Genomic DNA, 15,906 nt, shown 5'->3' on the forward strand with positions numbered 1-15,906 from the left:
AAGGCATCCGGCTCCTCAGATCACGTGAGTAGCTGCGGGCATGAGCGTCACTGTCCGCTTCAGCCTTGGGGGCGGGAGCGGGAACCGCTTCAACACCTTCTCCATGGCCTCCCAGGTCAGGACTGCCCTTTGGGATCTTCGGCCCAGCCACTTCTTCCAGAGGTGACTCACCTCCCGAGCGAAGTTCCTGATGGATCTGAAGTTCCCCGTAATCCCGTAGTAGTTGTAGTGTCCGATTAGCTTCTGGCGCAGGGTCTTGTGCTGGTCCGAGAGCCGGTTATGCCGGTTCTTCTTCAGCCAGTCCCCTGTGGCCTTGATGGCGCGGCTGAACCGTTTCTTCGAGGTCTTCCGCTTCACCACCCAAGCCCCCTTGAGGGACTTGCCCCAGTAATGGGTGAATCCCAGGAAGTCGAAGTTGCCGGGTCCCCCTCCGGGGTCCCGCGGTTCCTTCGGTTTCCGGAACTCCACCAGCCGGGTCTTGTCCGGGTGGATCCTCAGTCCGAACCTTTCGAAGCGCTTCGGCAGCACCTCCAGGACTCGCCGGGCATCTTCCTCAAGGGCAAAGCCCATCACGAAGTCGTCCGCGTAGCGGACCAGAAAGGCTTGACCCCGCAGACGGGGCTTCACTTCCCGCTCGAACCATACGTCCAGCACTTCGTGGAGGTAGATGTTGGCCAGGGTCGGGGAGATCACACCCCCCTGGGGAGTGCCCGTTTCCGGGTGCGTGATGCATCCTTGGTCGAGAACCCCCGCCTTCAGCCATTTGCCGATCAGACGCTTTACCACTCCGTCCCGCATCCGCTTGTCCAGGATTTCCCGCAGGCAGCCGTGGTCCAGCGTGTCGAAATACTGCCGGATATCCACGTCTAGCAGCCACCCACCGCTCAGGTTCATCGTCTGCTGCCAGATCGCCTGCAGTGCCTGGTGCGCCGACCTCCCGGGCCGGAATCCATACGAGCAGTCCAGAAAGTCCTGCTCATAGAGGGGTTCCAGGAGCATGACCACCGCCCTCTGGAGGACCTTGTCCTCGAAGGTGGGGATGCCCAGAGGACGCTGGGTTCCATCCGCTTTGGGGATGTATACCCTTCGCACCGGAGGGGCCTTGTAGGGGTCGCCGGCTTTGGCTCGGTTCAGCAGGGATTGGAGATTTGCCTCCAGATTCTCCGCGTATTCCTGGGCTGTTTGGCCATCCACCCCTACTGCCCCGTCCTTACGGGTTTGCCGGTAGGCTTCCTGAAGCCATTCGATGTCCATGTGGTGGGACAAGCTGCGAATTGCCGCCTCCGGCATTTGCCGGGACAGTTCCGCTATCCGTTGTTGTTTCGTGCAGACCGAGCTGGGAGTCGATATTCCCATGGTCTTTCCCTCCAACGATTCCGTGATCTGGCAGCCCCTTGGCTCCAGCGGGTCCCTCGGAACGGTTCCCCACCTTCATCGCTACTACGAGCTGCTCCGACTCCCTGCCGCCCTTCCCGCCGCCGTCATTTGGTTCCGGCTGGCGGTACCGCCTTCGCATCCGGTTGTTCGCTCCTGATCGGGTCGGTGCCCCCCGTCCAGGCCAGGGTTGTTTGGATCGTGGCGTCCCCAACCACGGGTCCAGGCGGAAACGACAGGGCCTCCCAGGTTCCTGGGGGACCCCCTGCGGACATGCCCTGCTCTGCGACCCCGGCGGGACCTTTGAGCCAGGCCGTTGCGGCTCTCAGGTGCGGCCTTCCGTTCGTACGAAAACGTCGGCTCCCACGGTAATAAGACTTTCGAGGCTCGATCACACGGCCTATACGCTCGCTGTCTACGCTTCGAAGGGTGGGTCACCCCACCACCACGCAAGACTCGCTTCTGGCTGCTGGCCAGCTTTGCCAGATGGGGTTGGCTACCCATCGGGTCCCATTGCGAGGTTTCAGGTGATTAGGTCATCCGTCCTCCTCGCCCAAGCTTTGCCTGGCGCACCGTACGTGTCCTTTGCCCGAAGATACCGAAGCCTAAAATCGGGCTACTAGGTGCTTTGGCTGCGGTGCTGGATCCGGGACTTCATTGCCTTGAAGATGGTGAGGTCCACCAGGGGTTGCAGCACGAGAAGCCATACGGCGCCGTAGGCGAAGGCGGCGATGATCTTGGCCCAGTCGGGGATGTTGGGGATGTAGGCCCGGAGCGCCCACACGGGGAGGATCGCGGTGGGGATGCAGGTGATGAAGGACGCGGTGGAGACCCTGCGGAAGGTCCTGGCCGTGATCCCGAACACCCGCTCGCTGTCGTAGCCGATGCGGCTCTGGCTCACCTTGAAGTAGTTCAGGTAGGCGTTGAAGACCGAGGCGGCCCAGGACGGGTTCGCCGGGCGCGCCAGGACCTCCAGGGTCTGGTCGGCCAGCATCTTGGCGAACTGGATGGCCGTGCCGTCCTCGCCGGTGCGCACCACGCGGCCCAGGGTCAGGAAACTCTCGGCCCCGGAGCCCTCCGGAAGGCCGATGGCGACCTCGCACTGGCTGCCCACGGGCAGGGCCTGGGAGGCATTGAGATAGATCCCGCCCATGCTGATGTTCACCGCGATGGCCGCGAGGATGACCTTCCCCTTGACCAGGACCTTGACAGGGGCGCCCAGGGGAATTCGCTTGGCCGTTCTCGACTCAATGGTCCCGCTCATGGTGTGCCTCCCAAGGAGGATTGCTGCCCGAAGATTACCTCTCGCCCACATTGATGCAAGATCCATTCTTGCAAAAACTCGGCACTTGGGCAGAAAAAATTCGCCCTGCTGAAAGGAATATCGACACGGCACGGGGATTTCTTGAGTTCCTTGGGGTCCCGTCGAACCGTCCCAGGGGGGCCCTTGGGGGGGGTCAGCCGTGCAACTCTCTATGTGTCAATACTAACTTAGGGATGTCCCGCCGCAGCCGCTGGGCCAGCATCTCCACCAGGGCGACGCTGCGGTGCTGGCCCCCGGTGCAGCCGATGGAGATGGTGTGGTAGGCCCTCCCCTCCTGCTGGATGTAGGGCCAGGCCCAGAGGATCCAGTTCTCGGTCAGGGCCAGGAAGGTGCCGAAGATGTCCGATTTCAGGAGGAAATCCCTGACGGGGATGTCCTTGCCGGTGAGGGGCTTGAGCTCGGCGACATAGTGGGGGTTGGGCAGGAATCGCGCGTCCAGGACCATGTCCGATTCGGGCGGGACCCCGTGCTTGAACCCGAAGCTGATGAGCCGGAGGGTGGTGCCTTCCACCGGGAGGTCGGGGAGCAGTTCGGAGATGCGGTGGCGCAGCTGGGAGAGGGTGAGGTTGGTGGTGTCGATGATGGCGGTGGCCATTTCCCGCACGGGCACGAGGCTCTCGCGCTCGCGCTTGATGGCCTCGCTGAGGCCGCCGTCCTTGGCCAGGAAATGGGGGCGGCGGGATTCCGAGAACCGGCGCAGGAGGGCGTCGTCCTGGGCCTCCACGAACACCATGTAGACGGGGATGGAGCTGTCCATGAGGCGGTCCACCAGGGCCGGAAGCTCCTCGGCGAACTCGGGGTGGCGGTTGTCCATGCCCACCGCCAGCCGGGGCCGGCTGGGGTTCAGCTTGGCCTCCAGTTCCAGGAGCGGTTCCAGAAGGCGCGCCGGCACGTTGTCCAGCGCGGTGCAGCCGGCGTCCTCCAGGGCGCTCAGCACCGAACGCCTTCCAGCTCCCGACATCCCCGTTACGATCACCAGTTCCATGGAACTAGCGAAACATAAAGCAGGGCGGATGTCAGGCGGAATTTTCCAGTCGCCGCTACTCTTCCTCGAGTCCGCCGGCGGAGAAGCGCATCACGCGCTTGACCACGTCGCCGGGAAGGCCCATCTCCTCCAGGGAGCCCAGCTCGTTGGGCCCAAGCTCGTGCATCTCGGCGGGTTCCCGGAAGAAGGCGTCGTCGTCGGGGATGTAGGCGGGCTGGGGCTCGACCCGGTAGAGGTAGCTGATGATCTCGTCCTCGTACCCGAAGCGCATCTGTTCGAAGTACTCGTAGCTTTCCCGCTTGTACTCCACCAGGGGATCCTTCTGGCCGTAGCCCCGGAACCCGATGGCCTCCTTGAGGTGGTCCATGACCAGGAGGTGGCGCTTCCAGGCGGAGTCGATGATCTGGAGGATGGCGACCCGCTCGTGCCAGCGCAGCACGTCCTCGCTGCCCAGGCGGCGTTCCTTCTCCTCGTAGGCCTCGGTCACGAGGGTGGTAAGCCGGTCGATGGCCTGGTTGTGACCCATGGTGGCGATCTCGTCCAGGTCCACGCCTTCCAGGGCGTAGAGCTGCTCGAACCGCTCCTTGAAGCCCGCCACGTCCCGCTCGCCCTTCTCGGGGAGGTAGTCGTGCACCAGGCCTTCCACGATCTCGGCGGCCACGCGGAGCACGTACTCCTTCGTGTTGCCCCGCAGGATCTCGCAGCGCAGGCCGTAGAAGAAGATGCGCTGCTTGTTCATGACGTCGTCGTATTCGAGCAGGTGCTTGCGGATCTCGAAGTGGTGGGCTTCCACGCGCTTCTGGGAGCGCTCGATGGCGCGGGTGACCATGCCGGCCTCGATGGGCTCGTCGTCGTTCATGCCCAGCGTGCTCATCATGCTCTTGATGCGTTCCCCGCCGAAGATTCGCATGAGGTCGTCTTCGAGGCTCAGGAAGAAGCGGGAGGAACCGGGGTCGCCCTGGCGGCCGGCGCGGCCGCGGAGCTGGTTGTCGATGCGCCGGCTCTCGTGGCGCTCGGTGCCCAGGATGTGGAGGCCGCCGGCCTCGATGACCTCGGCCTTCTCGGCTTCGGTCTGGCGGGCCATCTCGTCCACCAGGGCGAGGAATTCGGCCGTCTCGCGGCCGTCCTCGCTGTAGATCTCGATGCCGCGCTTGGGGGCCTCCATCTTGGCCATGCCTTCGGGGTTGCCGCCCAGCACGATGTCGGTGCCGCGGCCGGCCATGTTGGTGGCGATGGTCACGGAGCCCTTCCGCCCGGCCTGCGCGATGATCTCGGCCTCCTTGGCGTGGTGCTTGGCGTTGAGGACGACGTGGCGGATCTTCGCGGTCTTGAGGGCCTCGGAAAGGTCCTCGCTGCTCTCGATGCTGGCCGTGCCCACGAGGATGGGCTGGCCCTTGGCGTGCAGTTCCTTGATCTCGGCGATGATGGCCGCCTTCTTGCCGGCCTTGGAGGCGTACACCGTGTCGGCGAAGTCCGAACGGATCATGGGCATGTTGGTGGGGATGACGATCACTTCGAGCTTGTAGATCTGGAGGAGCTCCCTCGCCTCGGTCTCGGCGGTGCCGGTCATGCCCGCGAGCTTCTCGTACATCCGGAAGAAGTTCTGGAAGGTCACGGTGGCCAGGGTCTGGTTCTCGGCGTTGACCTCCACGCCCTCCTTGGCCTCGATGGCCTGGTGGAGGCCGTTGGACCAGCGGCGGCCCGGCATCATGCGGCCCGTGAACTCGTCCACGATGACCACCTCGAGGCCCTTGCCGTCCTCCTTGTCGCGGACCATGTACTCCACGTCCCGCTTGTAGAGGTTGTGGGCCAGCAGGGCCTGGTTGAGGCCGTGCAGGGTCTCGATGGCGGAGGGGTCGTAGAGGTTGGCCACGCCCAGGATCTGCTCCGCGTGGCGGATGCCCTCGTCCGTCAGGGTGACCTGGCGGTCCTTCTCGTCCACCTTGAAATCCACCTCGGGCTTGAGCTTGGGCACCACGGCGTCGATGCGGAAGTACTTGGAGGTGTCCTCCTCGCTGCTGCCGGCGATGATCAGCGGGGTGCGGGCCTCGTCGATGAGGATGGAGTCCACCTCGTCCACGATGGCGAACGTGAAGCCGCGCTGGGTGAAGTCCTCCAGCGACCACTTCATGTTGTCGCGCAGGTAGTCGAAGCCGATCTCGTTGTTGGTGGCGTAGGTGATGTCGCAGCCGTAGGCGGCGCGGCGTTCCTCGTCCGTGAGGCCGTGCTGCACGACGCCCACGGTGAGACCCAGCCAGCCGTAGAGGCGGCCCATCCACTCGGCGTCGCGCCGGGCCAGGTAGTCGTTCACGGTCACCAGGTGGGCGCCCTTGCCGGCCAGGCCGTTCAGGTACAGGGGCAGGGTGGCGGTGAGCGTCTTGCCCTCGCCCGTGCGCATCTCGGCGACCTTGCCGTAGTGGAGGACCATGCCACCTATGAGCTGCACATCAAAATGACGCATGCGAAGAACTCGCCTGGACGCTTCGCGGACCACCGCGAAGGCTTCGGGCAGGATCTCGTCCAGCGTCGCCCCTCCGGCCAGAAGCTCCTTGAAATAGGGAGTCTTAGCCTTCAGCTCGTCGTCGGAGAGCTCGCGGATCCCCGCCTCGAGGGCGTTGATCTCCTGGACCTTGGCCCAGAGGCGCTTCAGCTCGCGATCGTTCTTCGAGCCGATGAATTTCTTAAGGATATTATCAAGCATGCTGGGTTCCAGTTCCGTCAAGCCCTCCATTTTACATGCGGCGGGCCGAATTGCCCACCTTGCGTCCGCAATTCGCCGGAGGGTTGTATTCCTGACCTAAACGCTTGAGTGTTCCAGGACCCCCAGGCAAACTGTGGGATTGTTTATGGAGCATCAATGAGCGTGGAACAGACGTTTGGCATCATCAAGCCCAACGCCGTCCAGGACGGCAACATCGGCAACATCCTCTCCGCCATCGAGAAGGCCGGCTTCACCCTCCGGGGCATGCGCATGGCCCGCCTCACCCCCGCCATCTGCAAGGGCTTCTACGCCGAACACGTCCACAAGGGGTTCTACCCCGAACTGGAGGCCTTCATGACCGAAGGCCCCGTGGTCCTCCTCTGCCTGGAGGGCGAGAACGCCATCCTCCGCTGGCGCGAGCTCATGGGCGCCACGGACCCCGCCAAGGCCGCCGAGGGCACCCTCCGCAAGCTCTACGGCGCGAACATGGGGCGCAATGCCACCCACGGTTCCGATTCCCCGGAGTCGGCGGCCCGCGAGGTGAGCTACTTCTTCAGCGCCTTCGACCGGGTCTGATCCCGCGCAGGCCCGGCCTGGGACGTCCCCCGGAGGACCTCCGGAGGACGTCCTTATTTTTGCTTTCAGGGAAGGTTAATAATTCGAGGGCTTGATCGGCCGGAACCGTTTTGTCATAGTCAAGGCTAAATTCCACGCACCCGATCGCCTACCCCCCCGAATTCCGCGCCGCAAGAATCCCCACCCCCGCGGAACGTCGCGAGGCCCGGAGATCTCCCCAGGAGAGGCCAGGCATGAGCGAGACACCCCCCCTTCACCGCCGGTCCCGTTCCTTGCGGGCCGCGGCCGGGGATGTGCTCCGCCGGGCGCGCCCCTTCCTCCTGGACCTGGTACGTAAGGGGAGGACCCAGGGATTCCGCGCCGCCGCCTCCTACCTTCTGAGCCGGGTGACGGAGCTGACCGAGAACCTGGTGTACGAGTACCGCACCGTCGGCGGGAATCCCAGCCTGCCCGAAGGCTGGACCGTCCAGATGTTCCACAGCGAGGGGGACCCGGACATCGACCGGCTCGTGCGGGCGGGCGGAGGGGATGAAATGCATCATTTCCGCCGGCAGGCGGTGGCCTACGTCCTCAGCATCGACGGGGAACCGGTGGCCCACGGCTGGCGGTACCCCTGGGACCCGGTCGCACGGTGGCTGGGGCCGGACGCGGTGTACCTGGGCAGCGCCTGGGTGCGTCCCGAATGGCGGGGCCGGGGCATCAACGGCGCGTTCTTCGCCTACGTGACTGGGCACATGCCGGTGGGCACCCGGGTCGTCATGCTGGTGGCCGTGGAGAACCGCGCCTCCCAGGCGAGCCTCGCCAAGAGTCCGGCCAGGTGCCTGGGCCTCCTCCGGGTCCGCATGGTGCTGGCCATGGTCTGGAAGATCCGCCTCCTCCCGTTGCCGCCGGGGGTCCTCGCCGGCCCTTCGGACTCCCGCGCCCGGGCGTCGGAGGAACGCGTACCGGAGGTATGATGGAGCCTGCTTCCGAAAACCCATCCAGGCCGCAGGGGTGAAGGGATCCCCCTGCAAGAATGGAATCTCTGTGAACAGGATCGACCCGACATGATGGCCCCATGGCAAACCTGATCTACATGTGCCGCCCCGTTGGCCTCGGCGGGTCGGCCGGGGACAGCCTTGCGCGGGTGGCGGACCGCATCACGCCAGACGCCCTGCGGGGGGAATTCCCCCACCGGATCCGCCAGGAGGCGGGCCAGGCGCTGTGCGTGACGGGCCCGGACGGCACGGCCTGCATCGAGGGGTTCTCGGCCCACCTGGGCGCCTTCGTGGGGGACTGGAAGGACTGGCACCTCCCGGGGACCGCGCTCCCGGACGGGACGTACGCGCTGGTGCGCTCCCACGGCGGGACCACGGAGCTCTGCTCCGACTTCAGCGGGACCCGGACGCTCTGGTACGCCTTCCTGGACGGCGAATTCCTGGCCTCCACCTCCCAGCGGGCGCTCATCTGCCTCCTCCGGGATCTTCATTTCAACCGGTCCGCCTTCGCGTGGTTCCTCTCCTCGGGATCCCTGGGCCCCACGGACGCGTGGGATGCCCGCATCCGGCGCCTGCCCCGGGGCGCGCGCCTGACCCTGGACCGGGCGCGCTGGACCCTGGACCTGCACACCACCCCGGTGGTCTTCCAGAACCGGAACATGACCACGGCCGAGGCCCTGGAGGGCCTGGGCGCGGTCCTGGGCAACGCCATCCGGGAATGCCGCACCCGTTCGCCCCAATGGGTGGTGCCCCTGTCGGGGGGCTACGACAGCCGGATGGTGCTCGCCGCCCTCGACGGCACCGGGTTCCGGCCCCGCACCGTGACCTGGGGGATGGCTTCGTCGCGCACCCAGCGGGGCAACGACGCCTTCGTCGCCGAACGCCTCGCCAGGCATTACGGGCTGGCCAACGACTACTTCCTCACGGAGCGGTCGGACGCCGCGCCCCGGGAGGTGGTGGACGCGTTCCTCGCCGCCCACGGCGGCACCACGGACGCCCTGTTCCCCTACCTCGACGGTCTCAGGATGTGGACCCGCCTCGCCCGCGAAGGGGTGGGAGGCATCATCCGGGGGGATGAGGGCTTCGGCACGATCTCCCGGCCCGAGATGCACCACCGGTACGCCCAGGACATGGTCCTCCTTTCCGAGATCCTGGGGGAGGAGACCGCCGGGATGATCTCCGACGGCCGGCAGGCGCTCCCCGACGACCTGAAGCGCTACCCGGACGAGTCCCTGCAGACCTACGGGGACCGCCTCATCCACACCTGCTTCATTCCCATCTCCCTGGCCGCCCTCACGGACGTCAAGACCCCCTTCGTAGAGGTCGCCAACCCCATGCTCGCCCAGTCCGTCATGGAGTTCGTGCGCCAGCTGCCCGACCACCTCCGCGTACGGCGGAATCTCTACGAGCAGCTGGTCAGGTCGCTGAGCCCGCCGATCCCCTTCGCGGTCCTGGCCGCCGACGATTCCCGCAACCAGTTCCTGCACACGGAACCGTACCAGACCTGGATGCAGGACGAGCTCCACGGCGAATCCTTGAACCGCCTGCTGCCGCCGCCGTTCCGGGCCTCCCTGGAGGCCGCCCTGCGCAGCGATGCCATGCCCATCGCGAACTCGGGCCACGCGCGGGCCATCCTCAAGCGGATCATCCCCGCCCCCCTGATCTCGGCCCTGAGGACCATGGGGCGGCCGGTGGGACCGACCCTGCGGGTGATGGCCTTCCGCAGCGCCCTGGTCAGCCGGCTGATCCGGATCTTCGAGGGGGACGCGTCGACGCTGGGTCCAGGAGGCTGTCCAAGTATTACTCGGCCCCGCGACGGCGCCTGGAAGCCCGACGGTCAGGCCTCCATCTCGGGATAGAGCGCGCTGGAGCATTCCGGGCAGATGCCGTGCGTGAAGTCCGCGTCGCTGTGGGCGGAGATGAAGGCCTCGATCTGGTTCCAGTACCCGTTGTCGTCCCGGATCTTCTTGCACCGGGCGCAGATGGGCAGCAGGCCCGAAAGGGTCTTGACCTGGGCCAGGGTGTCCTCCAGGCTGCGCCTGAGCTCGCGCTCGCGCTCCAGGGCCTGGCGCAGCCGCACGTGGATGGCGACCCGGGCCAGGAGTTCGGCGCCGCGGAAGGGCTTGGTGACGTAGTCCACGGCCCCCAGGCGGAACCCCTCCTCCAGGTCCTCCAGTTCGGCCCGGGCGGTGAGGAAGATGACGGGGATGTCGCGCACGGCCTCGTCGGCCTGGAGGCGGCGGCACACCTCCAGCCCGTCCAGCCCGGGCATCATCACGTCCAGGAGGATGAGGTCGGGCGGCTCCACCTTGATCATCTCCAGGGCCCTGCCACCTTCCATGGCCATGGACACCCGGTATCCGGCCTTGTCCAGGAGAAGCGCGAGCACCTGGAGGTTCCGGGGGATGTCGTCCACGATGAGGATATGGGGGATGGTGTCAGGCACGGTCAGGGTCCTGGGCTGGGTCAAGTCTACCGGCAGTGGCCGCGCACGGCCTCCACCACTTCGGGGAAGCGCCGGAAGGTCGCCGGAAGGTTCTCCATGTCGAACGCCCCGGCCTGGTCAAGCACCTGGGCCGACCACGCCTTCAGGCCCGGTTCCCCGAAGGCGTCGGCCTGGGCCGACATGCGCGCGGCAAAGCCCGTCATGCGGTCGATGAAGAAGGAATCCTTGAGCTGGCCCCACTCCTCCATGGCCTGGCCCTCCAGTTCGGCCAGGAGCCGCGGCAGGGCGGCGCGCACCTCGGGCGCCGGCTCCGCGGGGGCGCCGGCGGCGGCTTCGGCCCGCACGGGGAGGAACCGGGCCAGTTCGGCGGCGAGCCTGGACCGGGACACCGGCTTGCGCAGGAAGGCGTCGGCGCCGCTCTCCAGCACCGGCGCCTCGTCGGCCTGGGTCGTGGAGGCGGTGAGGACGATGATGGGGATGGACTTCAGGCGGTCGTCGGCCTTGAGGATCCGGGTGGCCTGGATGCCGTCCAGGACGGGCATGCGCAGGTCCATGACGATGAGGTCGGGGCGGACCTTCCGGGCCAGCTCCACGCCCTCGGCGCCGTCGGCGGCCTCCTCGAAGCGGAAGGGGTAGCTCCCGAAGAGGTGCTTGAGCAGGTCGCGGTTGGCCTTCAGGTCATCCACCAGGAGCAGGGTGGCCGGCAGGAACTCGCCCCGGAACGGCGCGTCCTGGTCTTCGCGCACTTCGTCCTCGCTGGAGACGGCCACCCCGTGGAGGAGGAGGGTGAAGGTGCTGCCCAGGCCCTCGGTGCTGGCCACGCGCAACTCGCCGCCCATCATGCCGGCCAGGCGCCGGCAGATGGCGAGGCCCAGGCCCGTCCCGCCGTACCGGGCGGCGTCCTGGCCCGAAACCTGGTGGAAGGCCTCGAAGATCGTCTCCACCTGTCCGGCGGGGATGCCGATGCCCGTGTCGCTCACCTCGATGGCCAGGTCCACGGTGTCCGGGCCCCGTCCCCGTTCCCGCAGCGCCACGGTCACGGAGCCCTTCTCGGTGAACTTGACCGCGTTGCCCACCACGTTGAAGAGGATCTGGCGGAGGTGCACCTGGGAGACCACCAGGATCCTGGGGAGCGCGGCATCTGCATCCACCCGGAGGTCCAGTCCCTTCTCCCGGCACCGCAGCGCGAAGGTGTTCACCACGTCCCGCACGAGTCCGCCCACGTCGGCGGGCGCGTATTCCATCTCCGTGCGGCCCGCCTCGATCTTCGAGAGGTCCAGGATGTCGCCGATGATGCCCAGAAGGGCCTTGCCGCCGCTGCTGATGGCGGCGAGGTGGTCCCTCAGCCGCGGTTCGCCGACCTCGTCCCGGAGGATCTCCGAATAGCCCAGGATGGCGTTGAGGGGGGTGCGGATCTCGTGGCTCATGTTGGCCAGGAATTCGCTCTTGGCGCGGGTGGCGGCCTCGGCCTGGGTCTTGGCGAGCTCGAGCTGGACGGTCTTGCGCCGCAGCTGCTCGGTGCGCTCGACCACCTTGCGCACCAGGATCCGCCGGGCCAGACGGCTCCGCCAGAGGCGCCACTTGATGACCAGGTTGAGCAGGACGGCCCCCAGGGCGAAGTAGGCCATGTAGGCCCACCACGTGCGGTAGAAGGGCGGAAGGATGCGGAAGGCCACGGAGCTGGCCGGGGCCACCTGGCCCTCCCCGTTGCGGGCGGCGACCCGGAAGCGGTAGGTGCCCTCGGGCAGGTTGGTGTAGTCCCGGAAGGTCTCGGACGTCCAGGGCGACCAGGCCCGGTCGTAGCCCTCCAGGCGAACCTGGTACTGGGTGGCGGACTCCGGGGAACCGCCCGGGGCCGCGAATTCGAACCGCAGCGTATTGGAGGCGTAAGGCAGGCGGTCCGAGCCGTTCCAGGCCCCTTCCCCGCCGTAGAGCGTCTGCCGCCCGGGGCCCGTGACCCGGCGCACCTGCGCCCCGCTGGTCCAGGGCCGGCCGAATTCCTGGCCGGCATCGTAGCGCACGAGGCCTTCGGGCCCGCCCATCCACACCGCGCCGTCCGCCTCCGGCAGGATGGCGTAGATGGTTGCGTCCCCCAGACGCCGGAAGCTGCCCTTCTCGAACCGGTAGGGGAGCCCGGGGCCCGCCGCCGCGTATCCCGTGTCCCGCTCCTGGGTCGCCTCGTCCTGGGCGTGCATCCAGATCCGGCCGCCGGGCCCTTCCACCACGCCGTCGGGGTACCGCGGGCCCAACGGGAACAGCGCCGCGAACCGCGGATCGGGCCGGAAGCGCTTCGTCCCCTCGTCGAACCGGTAGAACCCGGCGTGGGTGGTGAAGACCAGCCCCGTGGAGAGCTCGCGCACGAAGTCGTGGGCCATGGAGGGCAGCCCCTGGGCGAGGCCGAAGGACTCCACCTCCTGGGCGCCCCCGGGGCCCATCCTCACGCGCCGGACGCCCGAGGACTGGGTGCCCACCCACAGGCTCCCGTCCTCGGCTTCCGCGAGGGTGCGCGCCTCGGCCTTGAGGTCCCGGATCCGCCCTTCGTCCTTCCACCGGGCGCCGTTCCAGCGCAGGAGTGCCACGCCGGTGGTGAGCCCGAGGTAGTACCGGGAGGCGTCCCGCCGCGAGGGCAGGAGACAGAAGGCGTCCCGCTCGCCGGCGGTGGAGACGGCCAGGACGGCCCGGTCCCCGCGGGCCTCGAAGAGCCCCGCGTTGCAGGTCACGAAAAGGCGGTCCCTGACCGTGCGGAAGCCCCACACCTGGCCGCGGATGCCTTCCACCCGGCGGAAGCGCCACAGGGGCCCCCCCGGCGGCAGGGCGTCCTCGGCCGGCGCCTTGGGGCGGCTGCGGCCCAGGACGAACAGCCCCTTGCTGGTGCCCGCGTACAGCTGGCCCCCGTGCCGGGTCAGCGCGTTGACGGTGCCCTCCAGCCCCGCCTCCTCGCCGAAGGTGGTGAAGGGCGACGGCCACTCCACCCGGGCCATGCCCCGGTTCAGGCCCAGCCAGAGCCGCGAGTTCCGGTCCACGAAGATCCGGTTCACGAACTCCTCCTGGAGGCCGCCCTGGCGGTCCAGGCGCAGCAGGAGGCGGCCCTGGCGGTCGAAGATCCAGCAGCCGCCCCGGATGGCCGCCACCGCGAGGTTTCCGTCCCGCAGGATCGCCCCGTGGCTGATGGTGATCCGGGCCAGGTCCGCGTCGGCGTCCGTGGGGAACGGCACGATGTCCCAGCCGTCGTAGAGGAAGAGCCCCTGGTGGCTGGTGCCCAGGATGATCGACTGGCCGGAGCCCCAGGGGAGCATGAAGTTCACGAGCTCCTTGGCGAACCGGTCGGCCCCCGCCAACGGCACGAACCGGCCGTTGTCGAAGACCACCGGCCCGATCCCGCGCTCGTAGAGATGGATCCGGCCGCGGACCTTCCAGGCGAGGGTGAAGGAGGTGTCGGCCTTGAAGTCCTTCACGGTCTTCCCGTCGTACAGGAAAAGGTGCTCGCGGGTCTGGAAGTAGACGCCATCCGCGGTGGGCAGCACGTTCCACACGTCCGAGAAGTGCCGCGCCGAGGGCTCCACCAGGTCCTCCAGGGGCACGTAGCGCAACTGCCCGCTGGCATCCGGGGCCAGGTAGCCGAATTCGTTCTTGGCGCCCACGAAGATGCGCCCGCCGGCATCCATGCCCAGGGACCGCACGGCGGTGCGGTTCCGGGTGGGGATCAGGCGCCAGGTGTTGCCGTCGTACTCCAGCACCCCGGCCGTGTTGCCGGCGAACAGGACGCCGCGGACGTCCTCCACGAAGTCCCAGTTCTGGGGCGGTCCCGCATACTCCCGGGGCCGGTAGTTGGTGATGAAGGGCAGGCCCAATTCCCCCGGCTGTCCCGCCCACAACCCCGCCGCCAGGGCCAGGACGGCCAGCGCGCGCCTCACGGCGCGTCGCCCACGAACCAGGGATGGGCCTTGTAGTGCTCCAGGGCGATGCGCCCGGCCACCTTGAGGACGATCATCAGGGGCACCGCGAAGATCAATCCGACCAGCCCGAACGCGTACCCGAACGACAGGATGGCCAGCAGCACCTCCAGCGGGTGGAGCCCGCTGGCGCGGCCCACCCAAACGGGGGTGAAATAGACCGTCTCGGCCTTCTGCACCACCGTGAAGACCAGGGCCACCAGGAGGAGGCCGCCGCCCGAGGTCCCGTTCACCGCGGCGAACAGCAGCGCGGGGGGCAGCGCGGTGATGTAGGGGGAGTACGGCACCACGTTGGAAAAGCCCGCCACCAGCCCCAGGAGCCAGGCGTTGGGCACCCCCAGGATCTGGAAGGCGAGGCCCTGGAGCAGCGACATGACCAGCGACACCGCCAGCTGCCCGCGGATGTAGCCGCCCAGACGCCGGTTGATCTCGTCCGCGATGCCCTTGGCCCGCTCCAGGTGGCGGCTGGGGACCAGCTCGTCCAGTTCCTGGAGGAGGCGGTGGCCCTCCACCAGGAGGTAGTAGAGGATGAGGGGCACCAGGATCAGGGTGATGAGCGACAGGAGCCAGCCCAGGAGGCCCGCGCCGGCCATGCCCACCTCCTTCACGAGCGCCATGGGCTCCAGCCCTTCCAGGCCCTGGCGGAGCTTCGCCAGGACCACGGGGTGGGCCTGGAGCCAGGGGAGGAAACGACCCTCCAGGCGAACCTTGTAATCCGGGAGGGACGCCACCAGGCGTTCCCCCTGGTCCCACAGCAGCGGCAGGAGGGCCCAGGCCAGAAGCGCCGCCACGGCCACCGCCCCCAGGATGACCAGGATGGAGGCCCATTCGCGCCCCACCTTCCGGGCGGCGCGGGCCACCAGGGGTTCCAGCACGTAGGCCAGCACCAGGGCCAGGAAGAAGGGCGCCAGCGCGCTGCGCAGGAACCACAGCGCCGCCAGGGCCGCCCCCGCCAGGGCGAGGAACCCCAGGGGAATCCGCACCCTGCCCGGCCCGTTCACGAAGGTTCCGTCACGTGGGTGGCCCGGAAGAAGTAATGGACCCCCGAGGCGACGACCATGGCCGCGATGAGATAGAAGACCCAGGGCACCAGGTATTTGTACCAGTACCGGGGACCCAGGTGGTTGAACAGCAGCGCCAGGGAGATGGCCACCAGTTCCACGAACGTGGTGGCCTTGCCCAGCCAGGAGGGCGCGAACTTGCTGGGGTCCAGACGCTCGTAGGCCACCAGGGCCACCAGGGAGATGATCACGTCCCGGGAGATGGCGAGGATGGCGACCCAGGCGGGCACCCGAACGGTGTACACCTCCCGGGGAAAGGCCAGGAGCACGAAGGCGGTCGTCATGAGGAGCTTGTCCGCGGCCGGGTCGAGGACGGCGCCCAGGGTGGACTTCTGGTTGAAGCGCCGGGCGATCCACCCGTCCAGGAGGTCCGTGAGTCCCGCGCAGGCGAACAGGACGCAGGCCTCCGTCGTGCGCCCGTACCACACGGCGATCGCGAAGAACGGGACGGCGCAGATGCGCAGAAGCGTCAGGATGTTGGGAAATGTGATGACCATGGGAGCCGTTTA

Annotated in this window: 11 protein-coding genes; 3 read left to right on the top strand and 8 right to left on the bottom strand. The window is 67.6% G+C overall.

The window, feature by feature from the left end; genetic code table 11:
• Positions 1-15 precede the first annotated feature (15 nt).
• From ltrA to secA, 4 genes are all read right to left on the bottom strand, one after another.
• On the bottom strand, positions 16-1,266 hold the full coding sequence (ltrA, locus tag ACZ5LB_RS10660) for a group II intron reverse transcriptase/maturase (RefSeq protein ID WP_464602178.1): 1,251 nt from the start codon (positions 1,264-1,266) through the stop codon (positions 16-18).
• A gap of 727 nt (positions 1,267-1,993) precedes the next feature.
• The gene (locus ACZ5LB_RS10665) at positions 1,994-2,638 is read right to left on the bottom strand and encodes a PilZ domain-containing protein (protein ID WP_464602198.1); all 645 of its coding nucleotides are present in this window, start codon (positions 2,636-2,638) and stop codon (positions 1,994-1,996) included.
• 193 nt (positions 2,639-2,831) lie between these two features.
• Positions 2,832-3,635, bottom strand: a complete 804-nt coding sequence (gene rapZ / locus ACZ5LB_RS10670; protein ID WP_464602199.1) for an RNase adapter RapZ — start codon at positions 3,633-3,635, stop codon at positions 2,832-2,834.
• Between the two features lie 103 nt (positions 3,636-3,738).
• A complete protein-coding gene (gene secA, locus ACZ5LB_RS10675; RefSeq protein WP_464602200.1) occupies positions 3,739-6,384 on the bottom strand; it encodes a preprotein translocase subunit SecA in 2,646 nt (881 codons plus the stop codon).
• A 156-nt stretch (positions 6,385-6,540) separates the two neighbouring features.
• Between secA and ndk the strand changes: the two genes are divergently transcribed.
• The 3 genes from ndk (at position 6,541) to ACZ5LB_RS10690 (ending at position 9,796) form a co-directional block, all read left to right on the top strand.
• On the top strand, positions 6,541-6,960 hold the full coding sequence (gene ndk, locus ACZ5LB_RS10680; RefSeq protein WP_464602201.1) for a nucleoside-diphosphate kinase: 420 nt from the start codon (positions 6,541-6,543) through the stop codon (positions 6,958-6,960).
• Positions 6,961-7,193: 233 nt separating this feature from the next.
• A complete protein-coding gene (locus tag ACZ5LB_RS10685; RefSeq protein ID WP_464602202.1) occupies positions 7,194-7,916 on the top strand; it encodes a GNAT family N-acetyltransferase in 723 nt (240 codons plus the stop codon).
• A 101-nt stretch (positions 7,917-8,017) separates the two neighbouring features.
• Positions 8,018-9,796, top strand: a complete 1,779-nt coding sequence (locus ACZ5LB_RS10690; protein ID WP_464602203.1) for an asparagine synthetase B family protein — start codon at positions 8,018-8,020, stop codon at positions 9,794-9,796.
• On the opposite strand, the gene ACZ5LB_RS10695 is transcribed toward ACZ5LB_RS10690, so the two are convergent.
• Genes ACZ5LB_RS10695 through pgsA form a run of 4 tightly spaced genes read right to left on the bottom strand, consistent with a single transcriptional unit; the run spans position 9,775 to position 15,894 of the window.
• Positions 9,775-10,383: a response regulator gene (locus ACZ5LB_RS10695; protein ID WP_464602204.1), complete on the bottom strand. Its 609-nt coding sequence runs from the start codon at positions 10,381-10,383 to the stop codon at positions 9,775-9,777. The two genes, ACZ5LB_RS10690 and ACZ5LB_RS10695, sit on opposite strands and share 22 nt — an antisense overlap.
• Before the next feature lie 26 nt (positions 10,384-10,409).
• Positions 10,410-14,297: a hybrid sensor histidine kinase/response regulator gene (locus ACZ5LB_RS10700; protein ID WP_464602205.1), complete on the bottom strand. Its 3,888-nt coding sequence runs from the start codon at positions 14,295-14,297 to the stop codon at positions 10,410-10,412.
• A complete protein-coding gene (locus ACZ5LB_RS10705; RefSeq protein ID WP_464602206.1) occupies positions 14,294-15,337 on the bottom strand; it encodes an AI-2E family transporter in 1,044 nt (347 codons plus the stop codon). Before ACZ5LB_RS10705 ends, ACZ5LB_RS10700 begins: the two co-directional genes overlap by 4 nt.
• A complete protein-coding gene (gene pgsA / locus ACZ5LB_RS10710) occupies positions 15,334-15,894 on the bottom strand; it encodes a CDP-diacylglycerol--glycerol-3-phosphate 3-phosphatidyltransferase (protein WP_464602207.1) in 561 nt (186 codons plus the stop codon). The genes ACZ5LB_RS10705 and pgsA overlap by 4 nt, the downstream gene beginning before the upstream one ends.
• Between the last annotated feature and the right edge of the window lie 12 nt (positions 15,895-15,906).

This window comes from Mesoterricola sp. MK458 (assembly GCF_055384935.1).